A 25,053-nucleotide genomic window follows, 5' to 3' on the forward strand; every position below is an offset into this window, starting at 1 on the left:
TATATTAGAAAATGAATGGCGCAGGTAACAATTCGGTCACCCATGTCGTGATCGGCGAAGAGGCTGCCGGGCAGCGCCTGGACAACTATCTGGTCCGGCACTGCAAGGGGGTTCCGAAGAGCCATCTGTACCGCATCCTGCGCAGCGGCGAGGTCCGCATCAACAAGGGAAGAGTCGATGCGACCTATCGCCTGCAGGTCGGCGATACTTTGCGCTTGCCGCCAATGCGGGTCGCCGAACGACCGGTGGATGAAATCGACGAAATCGCCAAGACGCGTGTCGAACTTCCGGTGATCTACGAAGACGAGGCGTTGCTGGTCATCGATAAGCCCGAGGGAATCGCCGTGCACGGCGGCAGTGGCGTCAGCTTCGGCGTCATCGAGGCCTTGCGCCGGCAACGGCCGCTGGCCAAGTTCCTCGAACTGGCGCACCGGCTCGACCGGGAGACCTCGGGTGTCCTGCTGGTCGGCAAGAAACGCCTGGCATTGACCGTGCTGCATGACATGTTCCGCGAACATGGGGCCGGCGCCGACAAGCGCTACCTGGTATTGGTCCGCGGTCGCTGGATGAATACGACCCAGAACGTCAAGGCGCCCTTGCTCAAATACCTGACCGAAAGCGGTGAGCGCCGGGTGTCGGTGGCCGCCGAGGGCAAGGCGTCGCACACCGTGTTCCGCCTGCTGGCGCGCTGGCCGGAGGCGAGTCTGCTCGAGGCACAATTGAAGACCGGGCGCACGCACCAGATTCGCGTCCATCTCGCGCATCTCGGCTTTCCCATCCTCGGTGACGAGAAATACGGCGACTTCAATCTCAACAAGAGGCTGCGCCCGGCCGGGCTGAAACGCATGGCCCTGCACGCCTGGCGCATGGTCTTCCGGCATCCGCTCAGTGCGGCGCCGCTGACCTGTGTGGCACCGCTGCCGGATGGGATCCGCAACTACATCGGCGCGCTCGATGCGGCGGCGCCACGGGAGTTCGCCGCTGACAACCTGCAACAGATCCTGGAGCAACGATGAAATACGAACTCGTGGTTTTCGACTGGGACGGCACCTTGCTCGATTCGGCAGCGGCCATCGTCCGAGCCATCCAGTGCGCTTGCCGGGATCTCGACCTGCCGGTGCCGGACGATGCCCGGGCTCGGCACGTGATCGGCCTCGGGCTGGCCGACGCGATGCGGCATGCGGTGCCGGATCTGGCGCCGGAAAACTACCAGGCGATGGTAGATCGCTACCGCCACCATTACCTCTCCGGCGATCACGAATTAAGTCTGTTCGCTGGCGTGCCGGAACTGCTGGCCCGTCTGCAGGGTGCTGGACACGTTCTTGCCGTGGCTACCGGCAAGAGCCGGGTTGGCCTGGAACGGGCGCTCGACCATTCCGGCTTGCGGCCCTACTTTTCTGCCTCGCGCTGCGCCGATGAATGCCATTCCAAACCGCATCCGCAGATGCTCGAGGAGCTGATGCAGGAATTCGGTGTTTTACCGACGGCAACCGTGATGATCGGCGACACCTCGCACGACCTGCTGATGGCGCGCAATGCCGGCGTCGATGCGCTGGCCGTTACCTACGGCGCGCACCCGCACGAGCATTTGCTGGAGCACGCGCCGCGCGCCTGCCTGCACGACGTTGCGGAACTCGACGCATGGCTGCGGGCCAACGCCTGATCTGTGCCAGCGGCGCGCTGGCGGATAGCGGCAAGGGCGTGCGCTTTGTCGTCGAGCACAACGGTCGGCAGCGACCGGCTTTCGCGATCCGTTATCGCGGCAGGGTCTATGCCTATGTCAACGAATGCGGGCATGTACCGGCCGAACTCGACTGGCAGCCGGGCGAGTTCTTCGATCATTCCAAGTTATACTTGATCTGTGCCATTCATGGCGCGCTGTATGCACCGGATAGCGGTCGCTGCCTCGGCGGTCGCTGCGAGGGCAGGGGGCTGCAATCCCTGCCGGTGTTCGAGTCCGAGGGTGACGTCTTTTTAATGCTGGAAAACTTCGATGGATAATCTCCAACGCCCGGACAACGATCCCGGCTGGGAGCGCAAGACCCTGGAAAAACTCGCGTTCGCAACACTCGACGAGCAAAAGGCGAGGCGACGCTGGGGTATCTTCTTCAAATTGCTCGGTTTCGGTTACCTGACCTTCATCCTGATCGCGCTGGTCGAATGGGATAGCGCCAAGGTGGCCGACAAGCATGTGGCGATGGTGGACCTGCAAGGTGTCATTGCCGCCAATTCCGAAGCCAATGCGGAAACCCTGATTTCGGCACTGAAGGCGGCGTTCGACGCGCCGAACTCGCAGGCGGTCGTATTGCGCATCAACAGCCCCGGCGGTAGTCCGGTGCAGGCTGGCATGGTCAATGACGAGATTCGTCGGCAGCGCGCCAAGTATCCGGACAAGCCGCTCTACGCGGTGGTCGAGGATGTCTGCGCTTCCGGCGGCTATTACGTTGCCGCCGCCGCTGATCGCATCTACGTGAACAAGGCCAGCGTTGTCGGTTCGATCGGGGTATTGATGGACGGTTTCGGTTTCACCGGGACGATGGAGAAGCTCGGTGTCGAGCGTCGCCTGCTGACTGCAGGCGAGAACAAGGGCTTTCTCGACCCCTTCTCGCCGCAAGCCGACGAGCACAAGGTGCACGCCAGAAGCCTGCTGGCGAACATCCACGAACAGTTCATCAGCGTTGTCCGTGAAGGGCGCGGCAAGCGCCTCAAGGAAACCCCGGAAATGTTCTCCGGCCTGATGTGGACTGGCGAGCAGAGCATCCGCCTGGGCTTGGCCGACGACTTCGGCACGGTCAACAGCGTCGCCCGTGACGTGGTCAAGGTCGAGGAAGTGCTCGATTACACGATCAAGGAAAACATCGCCGAACGTTTTGCCAAGAAGCTTGGTGCCGGCGCGGTCAATAGCTTCTGGCGCGGTTTTTCGAGCAGCCTGCCGGCGCCGTCGCTGTACTGATCAGGCCAACAGCAGGAAGACCGTCGGACGCCGCTCGATTTCGGGCGGCGTTTGTTTTTTCCACTCGGCGATCGTTCGTGTGCGGATGGATTCGCCGGGCAGGCTGAGGTCAGTGGCGACGCACAGGCGGGTGTTACCCTGGCAGGTCTGCAGGATGGCGTCGAACATGGCACGGTTGCGGTAGGGCGTTTCGATGAACAGTTGCGTCTGCCGATGCTTGCGCGATTCAGCCTCGAGTTCGCGCAGCGCCTTGGTGCGCTCGGTCTCTTTGGCTGGCAGGTAGCCCTGGAAGGCGAAGCGCTGACCGTTGAGTCCGGAGGCCATCAGTGCCAGCAGCAGGGATGACGGGCCGATCAAGGGAGCGACCCGGATGTTCTCGCGTTGTGCCAGCGCCACCAGGTCGGCGCCCGGGTCGGCCACCGCCGGGCAGCCGGCTTCGGAGAGCAACCCGACATCCTGGCCGGCACGCAAGGGGGTCAGCAGGCGCTCGAGTTCGGCCGGGCGAGTGTGTTCGTTGAGTTCGGCGAGCTGCAGTTCCTGCAGTGGCAGGTCGGTACCGGCGGCCTTCAGGAAGGCGCGCGCGCTCTTCGCCTGTTCGACGACGAAGTGGCGCAAGGGACGCAAGGTCGCCAGTACGGCGGGGTGCAGGACGTCCTGCGGCGCATTCGGACCAAGCGGCACCGGGATCAGGTAGAGGGTGCCGGTCATCAGAGGATCGCCACGCCTTCATCGCGCAACATGTCGCACAGCGCAATCAGCGGCAGACCGACCAGTGCGTTCGGGTCGTCGCCCTGCAGGCCGGCGAGCAGGGCGATCCCCAGCCCCTCGGATTTGGCTGAGCCGGCGCAGTTGTAGGCGGGCTCGCGGCGCAGGTAATTCTCGATTTCCTGGTCGGTGAGCTGGCGAAAGCTCACCAGTGTCGGCACGCCGCGCATCTGGCTGCGGCCGCTGCGGCTGTTGTAGAGGCACAGGCCAGTGAAAAAATTGACTGTCTTGCCGGAAAGTTCGCGCAATTGAGTGACGGCACGCGCATGGTCGCCCGGTTTTCCGTGGATTTTGCCGTCGACGGTGGCGACCTGGTCGCTGCCGATGATCAGGGCGTCCGGATAGGCGTCGGCGACAGCCCTGGCCTTCGCTTCGGCGAGGCGCAAGGCAAGAGCTTCCGGCGTTTCGCCGGGAAGCGGGCTTTCGTCGGTGAGTGGATTGGCAACGACAAAGGGTAGGCCGAGACGGCCGAGCAATTCGCGGCGATATGGCGATGTTGAAGCGAGAACTAGGGTTGGCATCGTGAAAGTTTTTGTTTGACAAGGTGTTGCAGCGACTTCTTGAGGCAACACTTTGTTTTGACTTGGTGAGCCAAAAATAATATCATCCGCCGTTTAAGTCGCAACAGATTTAGATTGAAAAGGATCAACGACGCTTTTGCCTTTGCCCGGGATGCGCGCGTTCTCGAAGGAACGCAGGCGGTTGTCGGATTGGGGCGCTTGCATGACCTGCTCGCCGAAGTGTCGGGTGAGGTTGTCTGGCGCCTGGAAGGTTTCAAGGGCGATCACGGCGAGCCGCTGCTGCGTCTGACGGTTGGCGGAAACATTCCGCTGGCGTGTCAGCGTTGTCTGGAAGCCATCCCTTTCGAACTGGAGGTCGATAGTCTGCTGGAACTCGTTCCGGCTGATGCCGACCTGTCGCAAGACGATCTGGAAGACGACAGCCGGGATTTCCTCCCGGTGGAGAAGGAACTGGATGTGCTGGAGCTGGTCGAGGACGAAATTCTTTTGTCCTTGCCGGTTGCACCACGACATGAAAAATGTGGCCTGCCTGGTGCGGCCGGTGCTGGCGAGCGGGTCAATCCCTTCGCAGCGCTGTCCGGGCTTAAAGGCAAGCCGAACTGATTTTTTTGGAGTAAAGAAATGGCCGTTCAACAGAACAAGAAGTCCCCGTCCAAGCGTGGCATGCATCGCGCTCACGATTTCCTGACCACCCCGCCGATCGCCGTCGAGCCGACGACCGGTGAGACGCACCTGCGTCACCACATCTCCCCGACCGGTTTCTACCGCGGCAAGAAGGTCCTCAAGGGCAAGGGCGAGTAATCGTCAAGTAAGGGGCAGGCGCCTCCTTCGGGAGTGCCTGCCTTTTCTTTTGCCATGACAACCCGCATCGCCATCGATTGCATGGGGGGTGACCACGGGCCGTCGGTGACGGTCCCTGCGGCCATCCGTTTTCTCGCTGAGCATCCGGCGGCAAATCTTCTCCTGGTCGGCCAGGAAGAAGTCTTGCGCCCATTGCTCGGTGCCGCCGCTGATGATTCCCGTCTGCGCGTCGTGCACGCCTCCGAAGTCGTCGGCATGGACGAATCGCCGGCGCTCGCCCTGCGCAACAAGAAGGACTCGTCGATGCGCGTGGCGATCAACCTCGTCAAGTCCGGCGAGGCTGACGCCTGCGTTTCGGCCGGTAACACCGGTGCGCTGATGGCGATTTCGCGTTTCGTGCTGAAGATGCTGCCGGGCATTGACCGGCCGGCCATTTGCGCGCCGCTGCCGACGCTCAATGGCCACACGCACATGCTCGACCTCGGCGCCAACGTCGATTGCGGCCCCGAACATCTGCTGCAGTTCGGCATCATGGGCGCCATGCTGGTGGCCGCGATGGAGCACAAGGAGCGGCCGACGGTGGGTATCCTCAACATCGGCGAAGAGGAAATCAAGGGCAACGAAGTGGTCAAGGCGGCTGCCGAGCTGCTGCGCAACTCTGGTCTGAACTTCATCGGCAATGTCGAGGGCGATGGCATCTACAAGGGCGAGGCGGACGTCATCGTCTGCGACGGCTTCGTCGGCAACGTCGCCCTGAAGACCTCCGAAGGGCTGGCCCAGATGCTGGCGTCGTCGCTGCGTGGCGAGTTCAAGCGCAACTGGCTGACCAAGATCGCCGCCCTGATCGCCATTTCGGTACTCAACAATTTCAAGAAACGTTTCGACCACCGCCGTTACAACGGCGCGATCCTGCTTGGCCTGAAGGGTATTTCGGTGAAGAGCCACGGCTCCGCCGATACGCTGTCGTTCGGAAACGCCATCGCCCGCGCTTTCGATGCCGCCGAGAACAGGGTGCTGGAGCGCATCAGCGAACGGCTGGCGCAAACGAACGCGGACCGCATGGTCGCAGTGGAGAATGCCTGAGCATGTACGCACGAGTCATCGGCACCGGCAGCTACCTGCCGGGCAATCCCGTCAGCAATACCGACCTGGCAGCGCGCGGCATTGACACCAGCGACGAATGGATCGCCACCCGTACCGGCATCCGCAGCCGCCATCTGGCGGAAGCGGGGACGACGGCAAGCCAGCTCGGCCTGATCGCTGCCCGGCGGGCACTGGAGATGGCCGGTGTTGCCGCGGAAGAAATCGATTTGATCATCGTCGCAACGTCAACGCCGGACTTCATCTTTCCCAGCACTGCCTGCATCATCCAGGGGCAGCTCGGCAACAAGGGGGCCGCCGCCTTCGATGTTCAGGCGGTTTGCGCCGGCTTCACGTATGCGCTGGGCGTGGCCGAGAAATTCATCGCTTCCGGCAGCCATCGCAAGGCGCTGGTGATCGGCGCCGAGGTTTTTTCCCGCATTCTCGACTGGAATGATCGCGGCACCTGTGTGTTGTTCGGCGACGGCGCCGGCGCCGTGGTACTCGAAGCTTCGGATAGCCCCGGCGTCATGGCGACCGCGTTGCATGCCGACGGCAGCCAGTTCGCCATCCTCAACGTTCCCGGCCAGATCTGCGGCGGGCAGGTGACCGGCGACCCCTTCCTGCGCATGGATGGCCAGGCGGTCTTCAAATTTGCCGTCAAGGTGCTGGCCGAAGTGGCGGAAGAGGTTTGCGCCAAGGCAGCCATCGCCACCACCGCGATCGACTGGCTGGTGCCGCACCAGGCCAATATCCGCATCATCGAGGCGACCGGCAGGAAGCTCGGCATCGACCGCGAGCGGGTCGTCGTCACTGTCGATCGGCACGGCAACACCTCGGCGGCATCGGTACCGCTGGCGCTCGACGAGGCGGTCCGCGACGGCCGCATCCAGCGCGGGCAGAAAGTCCTGGTCGAAGGTGTCGGCGGCGGTTTCACCTGGGGCGCCGCCCTGATCGAATTCTGATAACAGGAGACAAGCAATGTCTTTTGCTTTCGTATTTCCCGGCCAGGGCTCGCAGAGCGTTGGCATGATGGCGGCCTACGGCGACGCCGGCGTGGTCCGTGCCACCTTTGACGAGGCCTCGGCCGCCCTGGGCGACGACCTGTGGACGATGGTTGCCGACGGCCCTGCCGAGTTGTTGGCACAGACCGTGAATACCCAGCCGGTCATGCTCACCGCCGGCATCGCCGCCTGGCGTCTGTGGCTGGAGAAGGGCGGTCGCCGCCCGGCCGTACTCGCGGGTCATAGCCTGGGCGAATATTCGGCGCTGGTTGCCGCCGGCGTCATCGATTTCAAGGACGCGGTGCCGCTGGTCCGCCTGCGTGCCGCGGCGATGCAGGAAGCGGTACCGCTCGGTACCGGTGCCATGGCCGCCGTACTCGGCCTCGATAACGCCGGCATCGCCGCGGCTTGCGACGAGGCGGCACAGGGCGAGATCGTCGAGCCGGTCAATTTCAACGCCAATGGCCAGACCGTGATCGCCGGCCACAAGGCGGCGGTGGAGCGGGCGATGGCCGCCTGTAAAGCGCGTGGCGCCAAGCTGGCGAAGGCACTGCCGGTCTCGGCACCGTTCCACTCGTCGCTGATCCGCCCGGCAGCGGACAAGCTGGCGGCCCGTCTGGCCGAGCTGAACCTGAAGAAGCCGTCGATTCCCGTGATCAACAACGTCAACGTCGAGATCGAGAACGATCCGCTGCGCATTCGCGATGCGCTGGTCCGCCAGGCCTACAACCCGGTGCGCTGGGTCGAGACCGTGCAGAAGATGGCGGCGATGGGAATCACCACGGTGGCCGAGTGCGGCCCCGGCAAGGTGCTGGCCGGCCTGGCCAAGCGCTGCGCCGATGGCGTCGCCGGTGTCGCTCTGGCCGATCTCGCCTCGCTCGAAGCCAGCCTCTCTCTGGAGTAAGAACAGATGCTGAACGACAAGATTGCTCTGGTCACCGGCGCCACCCGCGGCATCGGCCGTGCCATCGCGCTGGAGCTCGGCCGCCAGGGGGCGACCGTGATCGGTACCGCGACCAGCGAGGCCGGTGCCGGCCAGATTTCCGCCTATCTCGGCGAAGCCGGCATCGCCGGGCGCGGGGTGGCCCTCAACGTCACCGACCGCGCCGCCAGCGATGCCTTGCTCGCCGACCTGGCCAAGGAATTCGGCGCCATCACCGTCCTCGTCAACAACGCCGGCATCACCCGCGACAATCTGGCGATGCGCATGGGCGACGATGAATGGGATGCCGTCATCGATACCAACCTGAAAGCGGTTTTCCGGCTGTCGCGTGCGCTGATGCGCGGCATGATGAAGGCGCGTTTCGGCCGTATCGTCAATATTTCCTCGGTCGTCGGTCACTCCGGCAATCCGGGGCAAGCCAACTACTGCGCAGCCAAGGCCGGGGTTGCCGGGTTGACCCGCTCGCTCGCCCGCGAACTGGGCAGTCGTAACATCACGGTCAATTGCGTCGCGCCCGGCTTCATCGCCACCGACATGACGCATGCCTTGACCGAAGAACAGAAGGCGGCCATGCTGGCGTCGATTCCACTGGGTCGGGCCGGCACGCCGGAGGATGTTGCCGGTGCCGTCGGCTTCCTGGTCTCGCCGGCCGGCGCTTATGTGACCGGTACCACGGTGCATGTCAACGGTGGCATGTTCATGGATTGATTCCCCGAATCCGGGGCTTTTGGTAGAATCTCAACGTTTTTTTTCGTACCCCGAGGGGGAAGGAGTTTTTCGAATGGATAACATCGTAGAGCGCGTCAAGAAGATCGTCGCCGAACAACTGGGTGTGAACGAAGCGGACATCAAGAACGAGTCCTCCTTCGTCGACGATCTGGGCGCGGATTCGCTGGACACCGTCGAGCTGGTCATGGCGCTGGAAGAGGAATTCGAGTGCGAAATTCCGGACGACCAGGCCGAGAAGATCACGACCGTCCAGCAGGCTGTCGATTACATCCTCGCCAACAAGCAGTAAGCCAATTCCGGTTTGACCCCGACAAGGCCGGCCCGCTAGGCCGGCCTTGTTACTTTTGCTTTCGGAGTGCACATCTTGGCACGTCGCAGAGTCGTCATTACCGGCCTGGGTCTGATTTCCCCGGTCGGCAACAGCGTCGAAGAAGGCTGGCAGAACATCATCGCCGGCCGTACCGGTATCGCGCCGATCACTCGATTCGATACCTCCACCTTCCCGGTCCAGTTTGCCGGTGAGGTCAGGAATTTCGACATCACCCAGTACATTTCCGCCAAGGATGCCCGGCGCATGGATACTTTCATCCATTACGGGCTGGCCGCCGGCATCCAGGCGGTACGCGATGCCGGACTGGACCAGGAAGGCGTCGCCGATCTCGAACGGGTCGGTGTCGCCATCGGTTCCGGCATCGGCGGCCTGCCGCTGATCGAGGCCACCAAGGATGAGTACAATGCTGCCGGGGTGCGCAAGGTATCGCCGTTCTTCGTTCCCGGTTCGATCATCAACATGATCTCCGGCAACCTGTCGATCGAATTCGGCTTCAAGGGGCCGAACCTGTCGATCGTCACCGCCTGCACCACCGGCACCCATTCGATCGGCGAAGCCGCGCGCATCATCGAGTACGGCGATGCCGACGTGATGGTTGCCGGCGGTGCCGAATCGACCGTCTCGCCGCTCGGCCTCGGTGGTTTCTGTGCCGCCCGTGCGCTGTCCACCCGCAACGACGACCCGGCAACCGCCAGCCGTCCGTGGGACAAGGATCGCGACGGCTTCGTGCTGGGCGAGGGCGCCGGCGTTCTGGTGCTCGAGGAATACGAACACGCCAAGGCCCGTGGCGCGAAGATCTACGCCGAAGTGGCCGGTTACGGCATGAGTGCCGACGCCTACCACATCACCGCCCCGAACATGGACGGTCCGCGTCGCTCGATGGTCAACGCGCTGAAGAATGCCGGTGTGACGCCGGCCGACGTTCAGTACGTCAATGCCCATGGCACCTCGACGCCGCTCGGCGACAAGAACGAATGCGAGGCGATCAAGGCGGCCTTCGGCGATGCCGCAAAATCGATCGTCGTCAATTCGACCAAGTCGATGACCGGCCACCTGCTCGGTGGCGCGGGGGGCATTGAGTCCTTGTTCACGGTGTTGGCGATCCATCACCAGATCTCGCCGCCGACGATCAATATCTTCAATCAGGATCCGGAGTGCGATCTGGATTTCTGCGCCAATGCAGCCCGCCCGATGCAGATCGATATCGCGCTGAAGAACAACTTCGGCTTCGGCGGTACCAACGGTTCGCTGGTCTTCAAGCGCCTCTGAGGCGCTGGTCGCCAGGGAGTTTGACGGTGCAGTTGCCGATCATCATCGGGCTGCACCGTTCTTCATTTTCGCAGGGCCTTTTTCTGGTCGTCGCCCTGGCTGCGCTCGTGGCTGTGGCGCTATTGCCGCTGAGCCGTTTCTGGCTGTCGGTCGGCATTCTGCTGCTGCTACCGATGCAGGTGATCGTCTGGTTCAGGCTGAGGGCCTTGCCAGGCCAGTTGCGCCTTGAGCGCGATGGCGGGATTTCCCTGCGCGAGGCGGAAAATGCCGAGTTCCGGCCAGCTGTCTGTCTGCCCGGCGCCACGGTTCATCCCGTCTTGTGCGTGTTTCGGCTGCGCGAGTCCGGCAGCGGGAAAACGCATGTCGTACTGGTCACCGCGGATAGTGCCTCGGCTGACGAATTCCGCCGCCTGCGGGTCTTTCTGCGCTGGCGCGCGGTCTTTAGTTGCTCTCCCAGCGCGACGGAGTGAGCACCGTGTTATGCACCCGCTTGTCCATTTCCGGGAAGTCTCGCGAATAGTGCAGGCCCCGGCTTTCCTTGCGGTGCATTGCACAGCGGATGATCAACTCGGCCGTCAACACCAGGTTGCGCAGCTCGATCAGGTCGTGGCTGACGCGGAAATGCGAGTAGAACTCGTGGATTTCCTGCTTCAGCAAGCGGACCCGGTGTTCGGCACGTTGCAGGCGCTTGGTGGTGCGGACGATGCCGACGTAATCCCACATGAAGCGGCGCAACTCGTCCCAGTTGTGCGAGATGACGACTTCCTCGTCGGCGTCAATGACCCGGCTTTCGTCCCATTGCGGCAGAGCTGGCAGTTCGCGGGGCGTTTGCGCCAGCATGTCGGTAACCGCGGCCTCTGAAAAGACCAGGCATTCGAGCAGCGAGTTCGAGGCCAGCCGGTTGGCGCCGTGCAGGCCGGTGCACGAGGCTTCGCCGGCAACGTAAAGCCCTTCGACGTCGGTGCGGCCGTTGAGGTCGCAGACGATGCCGCCACAGGTGTAATGGGCTGCCGGGACGACCGGGATCGGTTCGCGCGTGATGTCGATGCCCAGCTCCAGGCAGCGCGCGTGAATGTTCGGGAAGTGCTCGCGGATGAAGTCTTCGCCCTTGTGCGAAATGTCGAGATAGACGCAGTCAAGGCCGCGTTTCTTCATTTCGAAGTCGATGGCGCGGGCAACGATGTCGCGCGGCGCCAGTTCGCAGCGCTCGTCGTGCTCCGGCATGAAGCGGGTGCCGTCCGGCAGCTTGAGCAGGCCGCCTTCGCCGCGCACTGCCTCGGAAATCAGGAAGGATTTGGCGTTGGGGTGGTAGAGGCAGGTCGGATGGAACTGGATGAATTCCATGTTGGCGACCCGGCAGCCGGCACGCCAGGCCATCGCGATGCCGTCACCGGTTGAACGTGTCGGGATTGGTCGTGAACAGATAGACCTTGCCGGCGCCGCCAGTGGCGATCAGCGTGTTGCGGGCGCCCACGGTGAGGACTTCGCCGCTCAGGTTATCGAGGACGTAGGCGCCGTAGCACCGGTTCTCGCCGTTGCCGATCTTGCTGCCGGTGATCAGGTCGACCGCGATGTGATCCTCGAGCACCGTGATGTTTGGATTGCTGCGCACCTTTTCCGTCAGCGTCTGCTGCACTGCGGCGCCGGTCGCATCGGCGACGTGGATGACGCGGCGGGCGCTGTGTCCGCCTTCGCGGGTCAGGTGGTAGCCGGACTGATCCTTGGTGAAGGGGACGCCTTGCTCGATCAGCCAGTCGATGGCGTGGCGACCGTTCTCGACCACAAAGCGGGTGGCCTTCTCGTCGTTGAGCCAGGCACCGGCGACGAAGGTGTCGCGGATGTGCGCTTCGATCGAGTCCTGGTTGTCGAGCACCGCAGCGATGCCGCCCTGCGCCCAGCCGGAAGCGGAGTCCTCGAGCTTGCGCTTGCTGATCAGCGCGACCCGACAGTGTCCGGCGAGCCGCAGCGCGGCGGATTGGCCGGCCAAGCCGCTGCCGATGATGAGCACATCAAAGTTGAGCACGGTGGTATTCGGGAAAATGGTCCGGCGCGCAATATAGCATGCAGGAAACGCTTCATGCAGTTACAGAAAATCACACGCGGTCGGAGATTGGGTTTACGGCGCTGCGTTATACTGCGCTCCGACAAGAATACTTCCCAGGGAAATACGGCCATGAGCGAGCGCGAGGTCGATCAGTTGCTGGTCGAACGGGCGCAAGGCGGCGACCAGACTGCCTTCGACCAATTGGTGAGCAAGTACCAGCGCAAGCTGGGGCGCTTGTTGTCGCGCTTCATCCGCGATCCGGCCGAAGTCGAGGACGTGGCGCAGGAAGCCTTCATCAAGGCCTACCGAGCGCTGCCGTCGTTCCGCGGCGACAGCGCTTTCTACACCTGGCTGTACCGGATCGGCATCAATACGGCCAAGAATTACCTGGTTTCCCAGGGGCGGCGGGCGCCGACCAGCACCGAATTCGACGCCGACGAAGCCGAAGGCTTCGAGGATGCTGCGCTGCTGCGCGACATCAATACGCCGGAAAGCCTGCTGATGTCGAAACAGATTGGCGAAACGGTGAACGCGGCGATGGATGCCCTGCCCGAGGAGCTGCGGACGGCGATCGTCCTGCGCGAAATCGAGGGGCGTTCCTACGAGGAAATCGCCGGTCTGATGGATTGCCCGATCGGCACGGTACGCTCGCGGATCTTTCGCGCCCGCGAGGCCGTTGCCGCCAAGTTGCGCCCCTTGCTGGACATCGCGCCGGACCGGCGCTGGTGACGATGGTCGCGGAAGAGAACATCGCCCACGCCATCGTCCGCTCGCTCGATGTGGACATGGTCGACGTCGAAATTGAACAGGGATGCGGCCGCTGCCATGAGGAAGGTGGCTGCGGCGGCCAGAACCTGACCCAGATGTTTGCCGCGGGACCACGTCATTACCGCCTGCGGAATACCGTCGGCGCCGTTGTCGGCGATCGCGTGGCAATCGCCATTGCCCCGGGCGGCGTGCGGCGCAGCGCCAATTTTGCCTATGGCGTGCCGCTCGCCGCGCTGTTCGCCGGTGCGCTGGCCGGCGGACAGTTGGCGGGCGACGGCGGTGCGATGCTGGGCGCTGCTGGCGGGCTGCTGCTGGCCTTCCTGTTTCTCGCCCGGCGAGCGCCCGGCGCTGGGGAAGTATCGGCGCCGTACATCGTTTCCCGCCTGCCGGCCAAGCAGGAGAACTGCGGTCGATGAAGCGCTTTGTCGCCTTGCTGGCGTGTTGCCTGATGGTCGGTTCTGTCCAGGCGCAAAACCGGTCGTTGCCGGATTTCGCCGATCTTGCGGAAAAACAGGGCGCGGCAGTCGTCAATATCAGCACCCTGCAGGCGCCCCGCGCACGCTCGTCAACCTCGCCATTTCCGCTCGACGAAAGCGATCCCGCTTTCGAGTTCTTCCGGCGCTTCTTCCCGAAAGTTCCCGGCGCCGGGGCGGTGCCACGCGAATTCGAGAACCGCTCGCTCGGCTCCGGGTTCATCATCGGCGGCGACGGCTATATTCTGACCAACGCGCACGTCATCGAGGGGGCCGACGAGGTTGTCGTCCGCCTTACCGACAAGCGCGAATTCAAGGCCCGCACCGTTGGCGCCGACAAGCGCAGCGATGTCGCCTTGATCAAGATCGAGGCCAATGCTTTGCCGGTGGTGCGGCTGGGCAATCCTGAGAAGCTGCGGGTGGGCGAATGGGTGGTGGCGATCGGTTCGCCCTTCGGATTCGACAACTCGGTGACGGCCGGGATCGTTTCCGCCAAGGGGCGCGCCTTGCCGCAGGAAAACTACGTTCCCTTCATCCAGACCGACGTGGCGATCAATCCCGGCAATTCCGGCGGTCCGCTGTTCAACATGGCGGGTGAGGTGATCGGCATCAACTCGCAGATCTACAGTCGCAGCGGTGGCTACATGGGGGTTTCCTTCGCCATTCCGATCGATGTGGCGATGGAGATCCAGCAGCAATTGCGGGCCACCGGCAAGGTCAACCGCGGGCGTCTCGGCGTGGTGATTCAGGAAGTCAGCCGGGAACTGGCCGAATCTCTGGGCTTGAGTCGCCCGCAGGGCGCCATCGTCAATGCCGTCGACGCCGATGGGCCGGCCGCCAAGGCCGGCATCGAGACGGGAGACGTGATCCTGCGTTTCGATGGCAAGCCGATCAATGCTTCCGCCGAGTTGCCAAGGCTGGTGGCGGCGACCCCGCCGGGGACGCGCTCGGTCGTACAGGTCTGGCGCAAGGGCAAGCTGCGCGACCTGAACGTGGTCATTGCCAAGGTCGCCGACGACGAACCGGCAACGGGAAAACCCGCCCGTAGTGGCAAGGCGCCGGCCCAGGGGGGCAACCGCCTCGGACTGGTGCTCAAAGAACTTTCTGCCGAGCAACGTCGCGAGGCCGGCATCGCCGGTGGTTTGCTGATCGAGGAGGTGCGTGCGCCGGGAGCGCGCGCCGACCTGCAGCCGGGTGACATCATCGTTGCGGTGATCGGTCGCGGGACGACGACGGAAGTGAAGACGGTCGATCAATTCAACCGCCTGCTGGCGCAATTCGACAAGATGAGCGCGGTCACCTTGCTGATCCGGCGCGGCGGCATGCAGAATTTCGTTACCATCCGGGGAATCAATGGCCATTGAACTGACGCTGCTCGGCCGTGGCTACTGCCACCTCTGCCACGACATGGAGGAAGCGCTGGCGCCTCTGCTCGACGAGTTCGGTGCTACCGTCCGGGTGATCGACGTCGATGCCGATCCCGAACTCGAAGCCCGCTACGACGAACAGGTGCCGGTGTTGCTGCACGGTGAAACCGAGCTTTGCCACCACTTCCTGGACGCCGCCAAAACCCGTGAATATTTGAGCGGAATCCGCTAGAATTCACGGTCTTCCGAATCTTGAAGGGCGCCGAGCGCGCCCTTTTTTACTGGCTGCAATGGACCATATCCGCAACTTTTCGATCATCGCCCACATCGACCACGGCAAATCGACCCTGGCCGATCGCATCATTCATCTCTGCGGCGGCCTGTCCGACCGCGAAATGGAGGCGCAGGTGCTCGATTCGATGGATATCGAGCGTGAGCGTGGCATCACCATCAAGGCACAGACGGCGGCGCTGCAGTACAAGGCGCGCGACGGCAAGGTGTACAACCTGAACCTGATCGACACGCCCGGACACGTCAACTTCTCCTACGAAGTCTCGCGTTCGCTGTCGGCCTGCGAGGGCGCGCTGCTGGTCGTCGATGCCTCGCAGGGCGTCGAGGCGCAGACGGTGGCCAACTGCTACACGGCGATCGAGCTCGACGTCGAAGTGCTGCCGGTGCTGAACAAGATCGACCTGCCGTCGGCCGATCCCGATACCGCCCGCCAGGAAATCGAGGACGTGATCGGCATCGACGCCACCGACGCGGTCCTTGCTTCGGCCAAGACCGGACTCGGCGTCGAGGACATCCTCGAAGCCGTGATCGCCCGCGTGCCGCCGCCCCAGGGCAACCTGGAAGCGCCACTGAAGGCGCTGATCATCGACTCGTGGTTCGACAACTACGTCGGCGTCGTCATGCTGGTGCGCGTTGTCGATGGCGAGATGAAGCCGAAAGACAAGCTGTATTTCATGGCCACCGGCGCCACCCAATTGTGCGAGCAGGTTGGCGTGTTCACGCCGAAGTCGCTGCAGCGCCCGTCGCTGAAGGCCGGCGAGGTCGGCTTCGTGATCTCCGGAATCAAGGAGCTGAAGGCGGCCAAGGTCGGCGACACGATCACCCTGGCCGACCGCAAGGCTGATGCACCACTGCCCGGTTTCAAGGAAATCAAGCCGCAGGTGTTCGCCGGTCTCTACCCAGTCGAGTCGAACCAGTACGATTCGCTGCGCGAAGCGCTGGAAAAGCTCAAGCTTAACGATGCCTCGCTGCAGTACGAGCCGGAAGTCTCGCAGGCGCTCGGCTTCGGCTTCCGCTGCGGCTTCCTCGGCCTGCTGCACATGGAAATCGTCCAGGAGCGCCTGGAGCGCGAGTTCGACCAGGACCTGATCACGACGGCGCCGACCGTCGTCTACGAAGTCGTGCAGCGCGACGGCTCGGTGATCCAGGTCGAGAATCCGGCCAAGCTGCCGGAAGTCAGCAAGGTCGAGGAGGTGCGCGAGCCGATCATCACCGCCACCATCTTCGTGCCGCAGGATTACCTCGGCAACGTCATCACGCTGTGCAACCAGAAGCGCGGCAACCAGGTCGACATGCACTATCACGGCCGCCAGGTGAAGCTGGTCTATGAAATGCCGATGGCCGAAGTGGTCATGGATTTCTTCGACAAGCTAAAATCCTGCTCCAAGGGCTACGCCTCGCTCGACTACGATTTCAAGGAATACCGCGCCGCCGACGTGGTCAAGCTCGACATCCTGATCAACGGTGAGAAGGTCGATGCGCTGTCGCTGATCGTGCACCGCTCCAATTCGCAATACCGCGGCCGCGAACTGGCCTCCAAGATGCGCGAGCTGATTCCGCGCCAGATGTACGACGTCGCCATCCAGGCCGCCATCGGCTCGCACATCATCGCCCGCGAAAACGTCAAGGCGATGCGCAAGGACGTGCTCGCCAAGTGCTACGGCGGCGACATCACCCGCAAGAAGAAGCTGCTCGAAAAGCAGAAGGCCGGCAAGAAGCGCATGAAGCAGGTCGGCTCGGTCGAGATTCCGCAGGAAGCCTTCCTCGCCGTGCTGCGCGTCGATAACTGAGATAACGCATGAACTTTGCCCTGATCCTCCTCGTCCTGACCGTCGTCACCGGCATCCTCTACGCAATCGATATCGTCAAGTTCCGCAAACTGCGTGCTGCCAACGACAAGCAGCCGTTGTGGGTGGAGTGGGGCGCCGATTTCTTCCCGGTGATCCTGATCGTCTTCGTGCTCCGTTCCTTCCTCTTCGAGCCGTTCAAGATTCCCTCCGGCTCGATGATCCCGACGCTGCTGGTCGGCGACTACATCCTGGTCAACAAGTACGCCTACGGCATCCGCCTGCCGGTGATCAACACCAAGGTGATCGAAGTTGGCGATCCGCAGCGCGGCGATGTCATGGTCTTCCGCTACCCGGAGGATCCGTCGCTCGACTACATCAAGCGCGTCGTCGGGCTGCCGGGCGATACCATCGAGTACCACAACAAGCATTTGCGCATCAACGGCAAGCCGGTAGCGATGAAGCCGGAAGCCGATTTCCTGCACGCCGAGCGCCTGTACTACTCGCAGCAGTTTTCGGAAAAGTTCGGCGAAGCCGAGCATCGCGTGCTCAACGACGCCGATGCCCCGGCCTTCATCCCCGGCGTATCGTCCTTTCCCTACCGGGATAATTGCAATTACAATGCCAGTGGCGTGACTTGCAAGGTGCCGGACGGTCATTACTTCATGATGGGTGACAATCGCGACAACAGTCGCGACAGTCGTGCCTGGGGTTTTGTGCCGGAAGAGAACATCGTCGGCAAGGCATTTTTCATCTGGCTGAATTTCAGCGATTTCAGCCGCATCGGTTCGTTCAGGTAAGGTGAGAGTAATGAAACATCAACGCGGCGTGGCACTGACCGGTTTGATTCTTTGGGGCATCGTCCTCATCCTCGTGGCCGTTCTGGGCATGAAGGTCGTTCCTTCGGTCATCGAGTATTACAAGATTCTCAACGGGATCAAGGCGGTGGTCGAGAAAGCCAAGCCGGAAGCGACGGTACCCGAGTTGCGCAACTCCTTCGAGAAATTTGCCGAAGTCGACCAACTGGCCTTCTCTTCGAAAAATCTCGACATCACCAAGAACAGCCGCGGGCAACTCGTCATCGAATTCGCCTACGACAAAAAGATTCCCTTGTTCGGTAATACCAGCCTGCTGATCGAATTCAAGGGGTCGACTGCCAAGTAGGCATGACCTTGCAGACCGTAGCCGAGCGGATCGGCCATCGCTTTGCCGATCCGGCGTTGTTGCGGACGGCGCTGACCCATCGCAGTTTCGGCACGCCCAATAACGAACGGCTGGAATTTCTCGGCGATGGCATCCTCGATTGCGTCATCGCCGCGGCGCTCTATCATCGCTTTCCGACCTTGCCCGAAGGTGATCTGTCGCGCCTGCGCGCCAACCTGGTGCGCCAGGAGAGCCTGCACCTGCTGGCGCAGCAGCTGGAAATCGGCAAATTTCTGCGCCTGGGCGAAGGCGAACTGAAAAGCGGTGGCGCGACGCGCCCCTCCATCCTCGCCGATGCGCTGGAAGCGATCTTCGGCGCGATTTATCTCGACGCCGGTTTCGACGTGGCGAGCAACGCGATTTCCCGCCTGTATGCGCCAATGATCGATGAACTCAAGCCGGGGCAGTTCCAGAAAGACGCCAAGACGCGGTTGCAGGAGTTCCTGCAGGGGCGCAAGAAACCGCTGCCGCGCTATGTGCTGCTGGAAACCAGCGGTGCCGCCCATGAACAGTCCTTCGTTGTTGCCTGCGAAATCGATCAGCCGGCGCTGCGGTCCCAGGGGTGCGGCAGCAGCCGCCGCATCGCCGAACAGAACGCCGCCGAAGCGGCCTTGAAAGCCCTCAATCCATGACCGAAATCCGCTCCGGCTACATCGCCATCGTCGGCCGCCCCAATGTCGGCAAGTCGACGCTGCTCAACCACCTGATCGGCGAGAAGATCAGCATCGTCTCGCGCAAGGCGCAGACCACCCGGCACCGCATCACCGGCATCCTGACCGAAGCCGACGCCCAGTTCGTCTTCGTCGATACGCCGGGCTTCCAGACCAAGTTCTCGAACGCGCTGAACCGGGCGATGAACCGTGGCGTGACGCAGACATTGAACGACGTCGATCTCGTCCTCTTCGTCATCGAGGCCGGCCGCTACGACGCCAAGGACAAGGCGGTGGTGCGCCTGCTACCGAAGGACCGGCCGGTGATCCTGGTCATCAACAAGACCGACCTGCTGAAGAACCGGGAAGCCCTGCTGCCTTTCCTCGCCGAGGTCTCGGCCGATTTCGACTACACCGCCGTGGTCCCGGTCAGCGCCGCCAAGGGCCGGCAGACGCAGGACCTGCTCAAGGAGGCGCGCAAGCACCTGCCGAACGAGGGCCTGATGTTCCCGGAAGACGATCTGACTGACAAGTCGGAGCGTTTCCTTGCCGCCGAATACATCCGCGAGAAGGTCTTCCGCCTGCTCGGCGACGAACTGCCTTACGCCACCGCCGTCGAGATCGAGAAATTCGAAGTCGAGGGCAACCTGCGCCGCATCTTCGCCGCCATCGTTGTCGACCGCGAAAGCCACAAGGCGATCGTCATTGGCAAGGGCGGCGAATCGCTGAAGCGCATCGCCAGCGAGGCGCGCCAGGACATGGAGCGGCTGTTCGACGGCAAGGTCTATCTCGAAGTCTGGGTCAAGGTGAAGTCGGGCTGGAACGACGACGAGCGCCTGCTCAAGAGCCTCGGCTACGAGTAAGCCACTAATCCGGGCCATTTCGCCATGAGTCTGCGCAGCAAGGTCGACGGCCAGCCCGCCTACGTGCTGCACAGCATGCCGTTTCGCGAAACCAGCCTGATCGTCGAGGTCTTCAGCCGCGATTTCGGGCGCATGGCGCTTCTGGCGCGCGGCGCCCGTCGGCCGCGGGCGGCGATCCGCGGCCTGCTGATGGGCTTCCAGCCGCTGGAAATCGGCTGGGCCGGCAAGGGTGAGGTGTTGACGTTGATGAAGGCCGAATGGGTCGGCGGCCAGCCGCTGCTCGGCGGCGAGGCGCTGTTCTGCGGTTACTACTTGAACGAGTTGCTGATGCACCTGCTGCCGCGCGAGGACGCGCACCAGACGCTGTTTGCCCGCTACGCCGAAACCCTGCAGCGGCTCGCCGCGCACAACGACGTGGCAACCCGCGAAGGCGACCTGCGCAGCTTCGAGAAGGCGCTGCTGCAGGAGCTTGGCTACGGCCTGATGCTCGACCACGACGCCGCCGGCGAGCCGATTGCCGCCGATGCGTTCTACACTTACCGGATGGAGCAAGGCCCGGTCCGCCTGGCGCACGCCGAGGCCGACGCCCAGGTGGTGCGCGGCAGCAGTCTGCTTGATCTCGGCGCCGGCGATTTCTCCAACCCGCGTTCGCGCGGCGAGGCCAAGACGCTGATGCGCACGCTGCTGAGCTATTACCTGGGCGGCCAGGAACTGGAAACCCGCAAGATTTTCAAGGAGTTGCAGGAACTATGATCGAACTCGGCGTCAACATCGACCACATCGCCACCGTCCGCCAGGCCCGGCGCACCTACGAACCCGATCCCGTCTGGGGCGCTGTCGAGGCGCATCTGGGCGGCGCCGACGGCATCACCGTGCATCTGCGCGAGGACCGCCGGCACATCCAGGATGCCGACGTCCGCCGGCTCAAGGAAACGACGCAGATCAAGCTCAACCTGGAAATGGCGGCGACCGACGAGATGGTCGGCATCGCCTGCGCGACCCGGCCGGAAATGGCCATGCTGGTGCCGGAAGGGCGCCACGAGGTGACTACCGAAGGCGGCCTCGACATCGTCGGCCAGGAAGCCCGCCTCAAGGACGTGATCGCTCGGCTGCGCGACGCCGGCATTACCACCAGCGTCTTCATCGACGCCGAAATCCCGCAGATCGAGGCTGCGGCACGCATTGGCGCCAGCGTCTGCGAAATCCACACCGGCCCCTACGCCCACGCTTTCTACGAAAAAGGCCGCGATGCCGAGGCGCCGGCGGTGCTGGCCGAACTGCAGAAAATCCGCGCCGCCGGCCGTGCCATCCGCCAGCTCGGCATGCGCTTCAACGCCGGCCACGCGCTCAACTACTACAACGTCCAGCCGGTCGCCCGGCTGGCCGGCATCCGCGAGCTGCACATCGGCCACGCCATCGTCAGCCGCGCCGTGTTTACCGGCCTGCGCGAGGCGGTGCGCGAGATGAAGGCGCTGATGGTCGCCGCCGCGGCGAATCCGGAAGCCGAATGATCGTCGGCATCGGCACCGACATCGTCGCCGTCGCGCGCCTGCGCGGCATGTGGGAACGGCATGGCGAAAGGTCGCTGGAGAGGCTGCTGGCGCCCGAAGAGCGGACGGATTTCGCCAAGGCCGCCGACAAGGGCCGCTTCCTGGCCAAGCGCTTCGCCGCTAAGGAGGCTTTTGCCAAGGCCTTCGGCAGCGGCGTGCGGCCACCGGTGCTGCTGCCAGCCATCGCTATAAGCCATGACGAACTGGGCAAGCCGGTGTTCAATTTTCACGGTCAACTGGCGGAAATCGTCGAAAACCGCCGCTTGACCGCGCACCTTTCAATCAGCGACGAAGCCGAATACGCCGTCGCCTACGTTTTGCTGGAGCAAGCATGAGCACCAAGCTGCCCGGTCCGCTGATGATCGACATCGCCGGCACCGAACTCACCGACCTCGACCGCGAACGCCTGTGCCATCCGCTGGTCGGCGGCATCATCCTGTTTACCCGCAACTATCGTGACCGCGCCCAACTCACGGCGCTGTGCGACGAAATCCACGCGCTGCGCGAGCCGCGCCTGCTGATCGCCGTCGATCACGAAGGGGGCAGGGTGCAGCGCTTCCGCGAGGGCTTCACCCGGCTGCCGCCGATGCGCGCCCTCGGTCAGTTGCATGACAGCGATCCGGTGGCCGCGCTGGCAGCCGCCCGCGCCGCCGGTTTCGTGCTCGCCGCCGAACTGCGCGCCTGCGGTGTCGATTACTCGTTCACGCCGGTGCTTGACCTCGACTACGGTCCGTCGCGGGTGATCGGCGACCGCGCCTTCCACCGCGACCCGACGGTCGTCGTAGCGCTCGCCGGCGCCCTCGGCGAGGGCCTGAAAGCCGGCGGCATGGGCACTTGCGGCAAGCATTTTCCCGGCCACGGTTACGTCATTCCCGACTCGCACGTCGAACTGCCGGTCGACGACCGGCCGCTCGCAGCGATGGCCGACGACCTGCGCCCCTACCGCGAACTGGCGCTCGATGCGGTGATGGCGGCGCACGTTATCTACGAATGCTTCGATTGCAATACTGCTGTATTTTCAAATAAATGGATAACTTATTTAAGAAACGACTTTAAGTTTGACGGGGTCGTTTTCACCGACGATCTGTCGATGGCCGGTGCCGGCGTCGTCGGCGACATGCTGGCCCGCGTCGAAACTGCCTGGGCCGCTGGCTGCGACATGCTGCTCGTGTGCAACGCGCCGGACGCGGTGGCGTTGGTGCTCGACGGCTGGCAGCCGAAGGCTGATCCGGTACGTGCTCAGCGGATCGACCGGATGTTGCCGGAACATGCCGTCAGCTATCCCGATCCGCACGCTTATCGCGAAGCGCTGCAGGTACTGGCGCGGCTGGCCTGAATCAATCGTCCGTGCCGCCGCGGCGTAAAGCCTTCAGCGTTGAATGCCGCCGCTTGGCATCCTGGCGGCGGCGTACCGAGCCCTGGGTCGGTTTGCTTGGTCGGCGCGGACGGGCTACCGTGCTCGCTGCGGCCACCAGCATTTCGAGACGACGCAGGGCCTCGGCGCGGTTTTTCTCCAGGCTGCGGTATTCCTGCGCCTTGATCACCAGTACACCGTCCTTGCTGATCCGCCGGTCGTCGAGCGCCAGCAGCCGGTTGCGAACATCTTCCGGCAGGGAGGAGGCGGCAATGGCAAAGCGCAGGTGTACAGCATTCGACACCTTGTTGACGTTCTGCCCGCCGGCGCCCTGGGCGCGGATTGCGGTGAATTCGATTTCCTTGATAGGGATGGCAATTGATTGAGGCATGATGGCAGGGAAAAAACGTCAAGGGACGAGTGTATACCGTCAAAGTCGATGGAACGCACAGGTCTGGCCCGGACTCCAAGCTGCGCCCTGAAAACATGGAGAAGAAAATGAACGAGAGCCTTTACGACATTCCCCTGAATACCCTTGATGGCCGCCCCGCTAGCCTGCGCGATTACGCCGGCCAGGTGCTGCTGATCGTCAACATCGCTTCGCGCTGTGGTCTGACGCCGCAATACGCGGCTCTGGAAAAACTGCATGAAAGCCTGGCGACACGGGATTTTCAGGTGCTCGGTTTCCCCTGCAACGATTTTGCCGGCCAGGAACCGGGTTCGGCCGAGGAAATCCAGGCATTCTGCAGCACCACCTACGGGGTCAGTTTTCCGCTGTTTGCCAAGGTGCAGATCAACAGCGAGCCGCGCCATCCGCTCTACACCAAGCTGATCGCCGCGATACCTGCTGCGGTTTATCCGGCGGGCAGCGATTTCCGGGAAAAGCTTGCCGGCCACAAACTCTTGCCGGCGCGGGATAGCGACGTGCTGTGGAATTTCGAGAAATTCCTGATAGGCCGTGACGGCCAGGTGGTCGGCCGTTTCTCGCCGGATACCGAACCTGACGATGCCGCGCTGCGGGCGGCAATCAAGGTGGCGCTCGGATGAGCTCACCAAGCCAGCAGCCCGCGCTTGGGGGCGATCTGCCGATGATTGATGTGTACCTGCCGATGATGAAATCGGCAGCGATCATCTCGGCCGGTCAGCTCGGCTTGTTCGAAGCCCTGGCCGAAAGGCCGCTGACGGCGGGCGAATTGGCCGGGCGGCTGCAGTCGTCGACGCGCGGCATCGCGATGCTCGCTGATTTCCTGGTGAGCATCGCCTATCTTGAGCGCCGCGATGAGGCCTACGCCAACACGGCGATGACTCAGCGCTGGTTCACCTCGCATGGCGCCGTCGATTACACGCCGGGTCTGCTGTGGACTGCCGAAGCCTGGCCGATGATGGGCGAGCTGGCGACGGCAGTGCGCCGCGGTGGCCCGCAAACGACCCTGTGGGAGGCGATGCAATCCCGACCGCAGCTCGGCCAGACTTTCGCTGCCTATATGGCGGCTTTTGCCCAGGATCTCGGACCGGACCTGCTCAGACTTGTCCCGGTCCGCCCGGAGCAATGCCGGCTGCTGGATCTTGGCGGTTCGCACGGACTGCACAGCATCCACTTCTGCGAGCACTATCCGCAGTTGATGGCTCGGATCGTCGATTTTCCCAGCGCCCTTGAGGCCACGCCGGCTGAGATCGCGGCGCACGGCCTGTCAGGGCGCATCGCGCTGACGCCAGGCAGTGTTCTCGAGCATGACTGGGGAGGAGGCCACGATCTCGTTTTCTATCTGTCGGTGGCGCACAACCAGACCGCCGAGGACAACCGGCGAGTCATCCGGCGCATCCACGATAGCCTGAATCCCGGCGGCCTGCTGGTCATCCACGAATACCTCGACGATCAACCGCCCGGCGCTTATCTGGCAGCTTTCAAACTGACCCTGCTGTACGAAACCGGCACCAGCATCCACCGCGAATCCGACTATCGCGCATGGCTGGACGAAGCCGGCTTCGCCTCGGTCCGACGTATCGACCTTGATCCGCGCGAAAAAGGATCGTTGCTGCTGGCCAGCATTTAACCCGCCGAAGAAAAGAACCTGAACACCCTGTCGCTCAATGTCGGCATTCGTGCCGCCGAGGCCGATGTTGTCCGGTTGTTTGCCTGATTGCCAGCCATGACCAGCAAGTACGAAAAATCCATACCTGTCCGGCATGGCCGTTTCGAATACTTGCTGCCGGTGGCACGAGGCCGTTGTCATGGTTTGCCGGGGCATCGCCATACATTGCGCATCCCCGTCTGCTGAAGGACAATCCCCTACCTGTCTGCCAAAC

General features: G+C 63.2%; 31 protein-coding genes and 1 pseudogene. 28 read left to right on the forward strand and 4 right to left on the reverse strand.

What is annotated here, in order from left to right:
• The first annotated feature begins 11 nt into the window (after window positions 1–11).
• The 4 genes from AC0KWY_RS02655 to AC0KWY_RS02670 are packed head-to-tail and all read left to right on the forward strand — an operon-like array spanning window position 12 to window position 2,953.
• On the forward strand, window positions 12–1,016 hold the full coding sequence (locus AC0KWY_RS02655; protein WP_474028109.1) for an RluA family pseudouridine synthase: 1,005 nt from the start codon (window positions 12–14) through the stop codon (window positions 1,014–1,016).
• Complete coding sequence (locus AC0KWY_RS02660) at window positions 1,013–1,663, forward strand: HAD family hydrolase (RefSeq protein WP_474028110.1); 651 nt, start codon at window positions 1,013–1,015, stop codon at window positions 1,661–1,663. The genes AC0KWY_RS02655 and AC0KWY_RS02660 overlap by 4 nt, the downstream gene beginning before the upstream one ends.
• Window positions 1,642–2,001: a Rieske (2Fe-2S) protein gene (locus AC0KWY_RS02665; RefSeq protein WP_474028111.1), complete on the forward strand. Its 360-nt coding sequence runs from the start codon at window positions 1,642–1,644 to the stop codon at window positions 1,999–2,001. Before AC0KWY_RS02660 ends, AC0KWY_RS02665 begins: the two co-directional genes overlap by 22 nt.
• The gene (locus tag AC0KWY_RS02670) at window positions 1,994–2,953 is read left to right on the forward strand and encodes a S49 family peptidase (protein ID WP_474028112.1); all 960 of its coding nucleotides are present in this window, start codon (window positions 1,994–1,996) and stop codon (window positions 2,951–2,953) included. The genes AC0KWY_RS02665 and AC0KWY_RS02670 overlap by 8 nt, the downstream gene beginning before the upstream one ends.
• Here AC0KWY_RS02670 and AC0KWY_RS02675 read toward each other — a convergent pair whose 3' ends face one another.
• Together AC0KWY_RS02675 and AC0KWY_RS02680 are read right to left on the reverse strand one after the other, a co-directional pair.
• Window positions 2,954–3,661, reverse strand: a complete 708-nt coding sequence (locus AC0KWY_RS02675) for an SAM-dependent methyltransferase (protein ID WP_474028113.1) — start codon at window positions 3,659–3,661, stop codon at window positions 2,954–2,956.
• Complete coding sequence (locus tag AC0KWY_RS02680; protein WP_474028114.1) at window positions 3,661–4,239, reverse strand: Maf family protein; 579 nt, start codon at window positions 4,237–4,239, stop codon at window positions 3,661–3,663. Before AC0KWY_RS02680 ends, AC0KWY_RS02675 begins: the two co-directional genes overlap by 1 nt.
• Before the next feature lie 114 nt (window positions 4,240–4,353).
• On the opposite strand from AC0KWY_RS02680, the gene AC0KWY_RS02685 reads away from it, so the two are divergent.
• The 9 genes from AC0KWY_RS02685 to AC0KWY_RS02725 all read left to right on the forward strand — a co-directional run bounded on the left by AC0KWY_RS02685 (window position 4,354) and on the right by AC0KWY_RS02725 (window position 10,866).
• Entirely contained in the window at window positions 4,354–4,842 is a 489-nt protein-coding gene (locus AC0KWY_RS02685; RefSeq protein WP_474028115.1) for a YceD family protein, read from the forward strand.
• Window positions 4,843–4,860: 18 nt separating this feature from the next.
• Window positions 4,861–5,040 (forward strand): 50S ribosomal protein L32, encoded by a 180-nt coding sequence (gene rpmF, locus AC0KWY_RS02690; RefSeq protein ID WP_374326458.1) that lies wholly within the window; start codon window positions 4,861–4,863, stop codon window positions 5,038–5,040.
• 54 nt (window positions 5,041–5,094) lie between these two features.
• On the forward strand, window positions 5,095–6,123 hold the full coding sequence (gene plsX, locus AC0KWY_RS02695) for a phosphate acyltransferase PlsX (protein WP_474028116.1): 1,029 nt from the start codon (window positions 5,095–5,097) through the stop codon (window positions 6,121–6,123).
• Between the two features lie 2 nt (window positions 6,124–6,125).
• Window positions 6,126–7,085: a beta-ketoacyl-ACP synthase III gene (locus AC0KWY_RS02700; RefSeq protein ID WP_474028117.1), complete on the forward strand. Its 960-nt coding sequence runs from the start codon at window positions 6,126–6,128 to the stop codon at window positions 7,083–7,085.
• Window positions 7,086–7,101: 16 nt separating this feature from the next.
• Window positions 7,102–8,028, forward strand: coding sequence for an ACP S-malonyltransferase (gene fabD / locus AC0KWY_RS02705; RefSeq protein WP_474028118.1), 927 nt, complete (start codon window positions 7,102–7,104; stop codon window positions 8,026–8,028).
• A 6-nt stretch (window positions 8,029–8,034) separates the two neighbouring features.
• On the forward strand, window positions 8,035–8,775 hold the full coding sequence (gene fabG / locus AC0KWY_RS02710; RefSeq protein WP_474028119.1) for a 3-oxoacyl-ACP reductase FabG: 741 nt from the start codon (window positions 8,035–8,037) through the stop codon (window positions 8,773–8,775).
• 73 nt (window positions 8,776–8,848) lie between these two features.
• Window positions 8,849–9,085 carry an acyl carrier protein gene (acpP, locus tag AC0KWY_RS02715; RefSeq protein WP_028995618.1) on the forward strand — a complete coding sequence of 79 codons (237 nt, stop codon included), beginning with the start codon at window positions 8,849–8,851 and terminating at the stop codon, window positions 9,083–9,085.
• A gap of 75 nt (window positions 9,086–9,160) precedes the next feature.
• Window positions 9,161–10,396, forward strand: a complete 1,236-nt coding sequence (gene fabF, locus AC0KWY_RS02720) for a beta-ketoacyl-ACP synthase II (RefSeq protein WP_474028120.1) — start codon at window positions 9,161–9,163, stop codon at window positions 10,394–10,396.
• A gap of 26 nt (window positions 10,397–10,422) precedes the next feature.
• Window positions 10,423–10,866, forward strand: coding sequence for a protein YgfX (locus AC0KWY_RS02725; RefSeq protein WP_474028121.1), 444 nt, complete (start codon window positions 10,423–10,425; stop codon window positions 10,864–10,866).
• Here the strand turns inward: AC0KWY_RS02725 and nadB are convergent.
• Window positions 10,838–12,419, reverse strand: a pseudogene (nadB, locus tag AC0KWY_RS02730) (L-aspartate oxidase). The gene AC0KWY_RS02725 and the pseudogene nadB sit on opposite strands and share 29 nt — an antisense overlap.
• Before the next feature lie 150 nt (window positions 12,420–12,569).
• Here nadB and rpoE point away from each other — a divergent pair.
• The 13 genes from rpoE to nagZ are packed head-to-tail and all read left to right on the forward strand — an operon-like array spanning window position 12,570 to window position 22,728.
• Complete coding sequence (rpoE, locus tag AC0KWY_RS02735) at window positions 12,570–13,169, forward strand: RNA polymerase sigma factor RpoE (RefSeq protein WP_474028122.1); 600 nt, start codon at window positions 12,570–12,572, stop codon at window positions 13,167–13,169.
• Window positions 13,170–13,171: 2 nt separating this feature from the next.
• Window positions 13,172–13,624 carry a SoxR reducing system RseC family protein gene (locus tag AC0KWY_RS02740; RefSeq protein ID WP_474029695.1) on the forward strand — a complete coding sequence of 151 codons (453 nt, stop codon included), beginning with the start codon at window positions 13,172–13,174 and terminating at the stop codon, window positions 13,622–13,624.
• A complete protein-coding gene (locus tag AC0KWY_RS02745) occupies window positions 13,621–15,045 on the forward strand; it encodes a DegQ family serine endoprotease (protein WP_474028123.1) in 1,425 nt (474 codons plus the stop codon). Before AC0KWY_RS02740 ends, AC0KWY_RS02745 begins: the two co-directional genes overlap by 4 nt.
• On the forward strand, window positions 15,035–15,280 hold the full coding sequence (locus tag AC0KWY_RS02750; protein ID WP_474028124.1) for a glutaredoxin family protein: 246 nt from the start codon (window positions 15,035–15,037) through the stop codon (window positions 15,278–15,280). The genes AC0KWY_RS02745 and AC0KWY_RS02750 overlap by 11 nt, the downstream gene beginning before the upstream one ends.
• A gap of 58 nt (window positions 15,281–15,338) precedes the next feature.
• Window positions 15,339–17,129 carry a translation elongation factor 4 gene (lepA, locus tag AC0KWY_RS02755; protein ID WP_474028125.1) on the forward strand — a complete coding sequence of 597 codons (1,791 nt, stop codon included), beginning with the start codon at window positions 15,339–15,341 and terminating at the stop codon, window positions 17,127–17,129.
• A gap of 8 nt (window positions 17,130–17,137) precedes the next feature.
• Window positions 17,138–17,926 (forward strand): signal peptidase I, encoded by a 789-nt coding sequence (lepB, locus tag AC0KWY_RS02760; RefSeq protein WP_474028126.1) that lies wholly within the window; start codon window positions 17,138–17,140, stop codon window positions 17,924–17,926.
• 10 nt (window positions 17,927–17,936) lie between these two features.
• Window positions 17,937–18,290, forward strand: coding sequence for a DUF4845 domain-containing protein (locus AC0KWY_RS02765; protein WP_474028127.1), 354 nt, complete (start codon window positions 17,937–17,939; stop codon window positions 18,288–18,290).
• A gap of 2 nt (window positions 18,291–18,292) precedes the next feature.
• A complete protein-coding gene (gene rnc / locus AC0KWY_RS02770) occupies window positions 18,293–18,961 on the forward strand; it encodes a ribonuclease III (RefSeq protein ID WP_474028128.1) in 669 nt (222 codons plus the stop codon).
• Window positions 18,958–19,842 (forward strand): GTPase Era, encoded by an 885-nt coding sequence (era, locus tag AC0KWY_RS02775; protein ID WP_474028129.1) that lies wholly within the window; start codon window positions 18,958–18,960, stop codon window positions 19,840–19,842. The genes rnc and era overlap by 4 nt, the downstream gene beginning before the upstream one ends.
• 24 nt (window positions 19,843–19,866) lie before the next feature.
• Entirely contained in the window at window positions 19,867–20,595 is a 729-nt protein-coding gene (gene recO, locus AC0KWY_RS02780; RefSeq protein ID WP_474028130.1) for a DNA repair protein RecO, read from the forward strand.
• Complete coding sequence (locus AC0KWY_RS02785; RefSeq protein ID WP_474028131.1) at window positions 20,592–21,353, forward strand: pyridoxine 5'-phosphate synthase; 762 nt, start codon at window positions 20,592–20,594, stop codon at window positions 21,351–21,353. The genes recO and AC0KWY_RS02785 overlap by 4 nt, the downstream gene beginning before the upstream one ends.
• Window positions 21,350–21,727 (forward strand): holo-ACP synthase, encoded by a 378-nt coding sequence (gene acpS, locus AC0KWY_RS02790; RefSeq protein ID WP_474028132.1) that lies wholly within the window; start codon window positions 21,350–21,352, stop codon window positions 21,725–21,727. Before AC0KWY_RS02785 ends, acpS begins: the two co-directional genes overlap by 4 nt.
• Window positions 21,724–22,728: a beta-N-acetylhexosaminidase gene (gene nagZ / locus AC0KWY_RS02795; RefSeq protein ID WP_474028133.1), complete on the forward strand. Its 1,005-nt coding sequence runs from the start codon at window positions 21,724–21,726 to the stop codon at window positions 22,726–22,728. The genes acpS and nagZ overlap by 4 nt, the downstream gene beginning before the upstream one ends.
• 1 nt (window position 22,729) lies before the next feature.
• On the opposite strand, the gene arfB is transcribed toward nagZ, so the two are convergent.
• Window positions 22,730–23,137, reverse strand: coding sequence for an alternative ribosome rescue aminoacyl-tRNA hydrolase ArfB (gene arfB / locus AC0KWY_RS02800; RefSeq protein WP_474028134.1), 408 nt, complete (start codon window positions 23,135–23,137; stop codon window positions 22,730–22,732).
• A 107-nt stretch (window positions 23,138–23,244) separates the two neighbouring features.
• Here arfB and AC0KWY_RS02805 point away from each other — a divergent pair, with 107 nt between their 5' ends.
• Window positions 23,245–23,793 carry a thioredoxin domain-containing protein gene (locus AC0KWY_RS02805; RefSeq protein ID WP_474028135.1) on the forward strand — a complete coding sequence of 183 codons (549 nt, stop codon included), beginning with the start codon at window positions 23,245–23,247 and terminating at the stop codon, window positions 23,791–23,793.
• A gap of 41 nt (window positions 23,794–23,834) precedes the next feature.
• Window positions 23,835–24,800 (forward strand): methyltransferase, encoded by a 966-nt coding sequence (locus tag AC0KWY_RS02810; protein ID WP_474028136.1) that lies wholly within the window; start codon window positions 23,835–23,837, stop codon window positions 24,798–24,800.
• Window positions 24,801–25,053 lie beyond the last annotated feature (253 nt).

This window comes from Azonexus sp. MM2026_4, from assembly GCF_055901855.1.

Coding starts and splice junctions, on each gene's coding strand:
- acpS (WP_474028132.1), top strand. CDS start 21,350: ATGATCGTCGGCATCGGCACCGACATCGTCGCCGTCGCGCGCCTGCGC.
- lepA (WP_474028125.1), top strand. CDS start 15,339: ATGGACCATATCCGCAACTTTTCGATCATCGCCCACATCGACCACGGC.
- recO (WP_474028130.1), top strand. CDS start 19,867: ATGAGTCTGCGCAGCAAGGTCGACGGCCAGCCCGCCTACGTGCTGCAC.
- AC0KWY_RS02805 (WP_474028135.1), top strand. CDS start 23,245: ATGAACGAGAGCCTTTACGACATTCCCCTGAATACCCTTGATGGCCGC.
- fabG (WP_474028119.1), top strand. CDS start 8,035: ATGCTGAACGACAAGATTGCTCTGGTCACCGGCGCCACCCGCGGCATC.
- arfB (WP_474028134.1), bottom strand. CDS start 23,137: ATGCCTCAATCAATTGCCATCCCTATCAAGGAAATCGAATTCACCGCA.
- AC0KWY_RS02750 (WP_474028124.1), top strand. CDS start 15,035: ATGGCCATTGAACTGACGCTGCTCGGCCGTGGCTACTGCCACCTCTGC.
- rpoE (WP_474028122.1), top strand. CDS start 12,570: ATGAGCGAGCGCGAGGTCGATCAGTTGCTGGTCGAACGGGCGCAAGGC.
- fabD (WP_474028118.1), top strand. CDS start 7,102: ATGTCTTTTGCTTTCGTATTTCCCGGCCAGGGCTCGCAGAGCGTTGGC.
- AC0KWY_RS02655 (WP_474028109.1), top strand. CDS start 12: ATGAATGGCGCAGGTAACAATTCGGTCACCCATGTCGTGATCGGCGAA.
- AC0KWY_RS02670 (WP_474028112.1), top strand. CDS start 1,994: ATGGATAATCTCCAACGCCCGGACAACGATCCCGGCTGGGAGCGCAAG.
- lepB (WP_474028126.1), top strand. CDS start 17,138: ATGAACTTTGCCCTGATCCTCCTCGTCCTGACCGTCGTCACCGGCATC.
- AC0KWY_RS02680 (WP_474028114.1), bottom strand. CDS start 4,239: ATGCCAACCCTAGTTCTCGCTTCAACATCGCCATATCGCCGCGAATTG.
- nagZ (WP_474028133.1), top strand. CDS start 21,724: ATGAGCACCAAGCTGCCCGGTCCGCTGATGATCGACATCGCCGGCACC.
- AC0KWY_RS02785 (WP_474028131.1), top strand. CDS start 20,592: ATGATCGAACTCGGCGTCAACATCGACCACATCGCCACCGTCCGCCAG.
- AC0KWY_RS02765 (WP_474028127.1), top strand. CDS start 17,937: ATGAAACATCAACGCGGCGTGGCACTGACCGGTTTGATTCTTTGGGGC.
- AC0KWY_RS02660 (WP_474028110.1), top strand. CDS start 1,013: ATGAAATACGAACTCGTGGTTTTCGACTGGGACGGCACCTTGCTCGAT.
- AC0KWY_RS02810 (WP_474028136.1), top strand. CDS start 23,835: ATGATTGATGTGTACCTGCCGATGATGAAATCGGCAGCGATCATCTCG.
- AC0KWY_RS02665 (WP_474028111.1), top strand. CDS start 1,642: ATGGCTGCGGGCCAACGCCTGATCTGTGCCAGCGGCGCGCTGGCGGAT.
- rpmF (WP_374326458.1), top strand. CDS start 4,861: ATGGCCGTTCAACAGAACAAGAAGTCCCCGTCCAAGCGTGGCATGCAT.
- AC0KWY_RS02740 (WP_474029695.1), top strand. CDS start 13,172: ATGGTCGCGGAAGAGAACATCGCCCACGCCATCGTCCGCTCGCTCGAT.
- acpP (WP_028995618.1), top strand. CDS start 8,849: ATGGATAACATCGTAGAGCGCGTCAAGAAGATCGTCGCCGAACAACTG.
- rnc (WP_474028128.1), top strand. CDS start 18,293: ATGACCTTGCAGACCGTAGCCGAGCGGATCGGCCATCGCTTTGCCGAT.
- AC0KWY_RS02700 (WP_474028117.1), top strand. CDS start 6,126: ATGTACGCACGAGTCATCGGCACCGGCAGCTACCTGCCGGGCAATCCC.
- AC0KWY_RS02745 (WP_474028123.1), top strand. CDS start 13,621: ATGAAGCGCTTTGTCGCCTTGCTGGCGTGTTGCCTGATGGTCGGTTCT.
- era (WP_474028129.1), top strand. CDS start 18,958: ATGACCGAAATCCGCTCCGGCTACATCGCCATCGTCGGCCGCCCCAAT.
- plsX (WP_474028116.1), top strand. CDS start 5,095: ATGACAACCCGCATCGCCATCGATTGCATGGGGGGTGACCACGGGCCG.
- AC0KWY_RS02675 (WP_474028113.1), bottom strand. CDS start 3,661: ATGACCGGCACCCTCTACCTGATCCCGGTGCCGCTTGGTCCGAATGCG.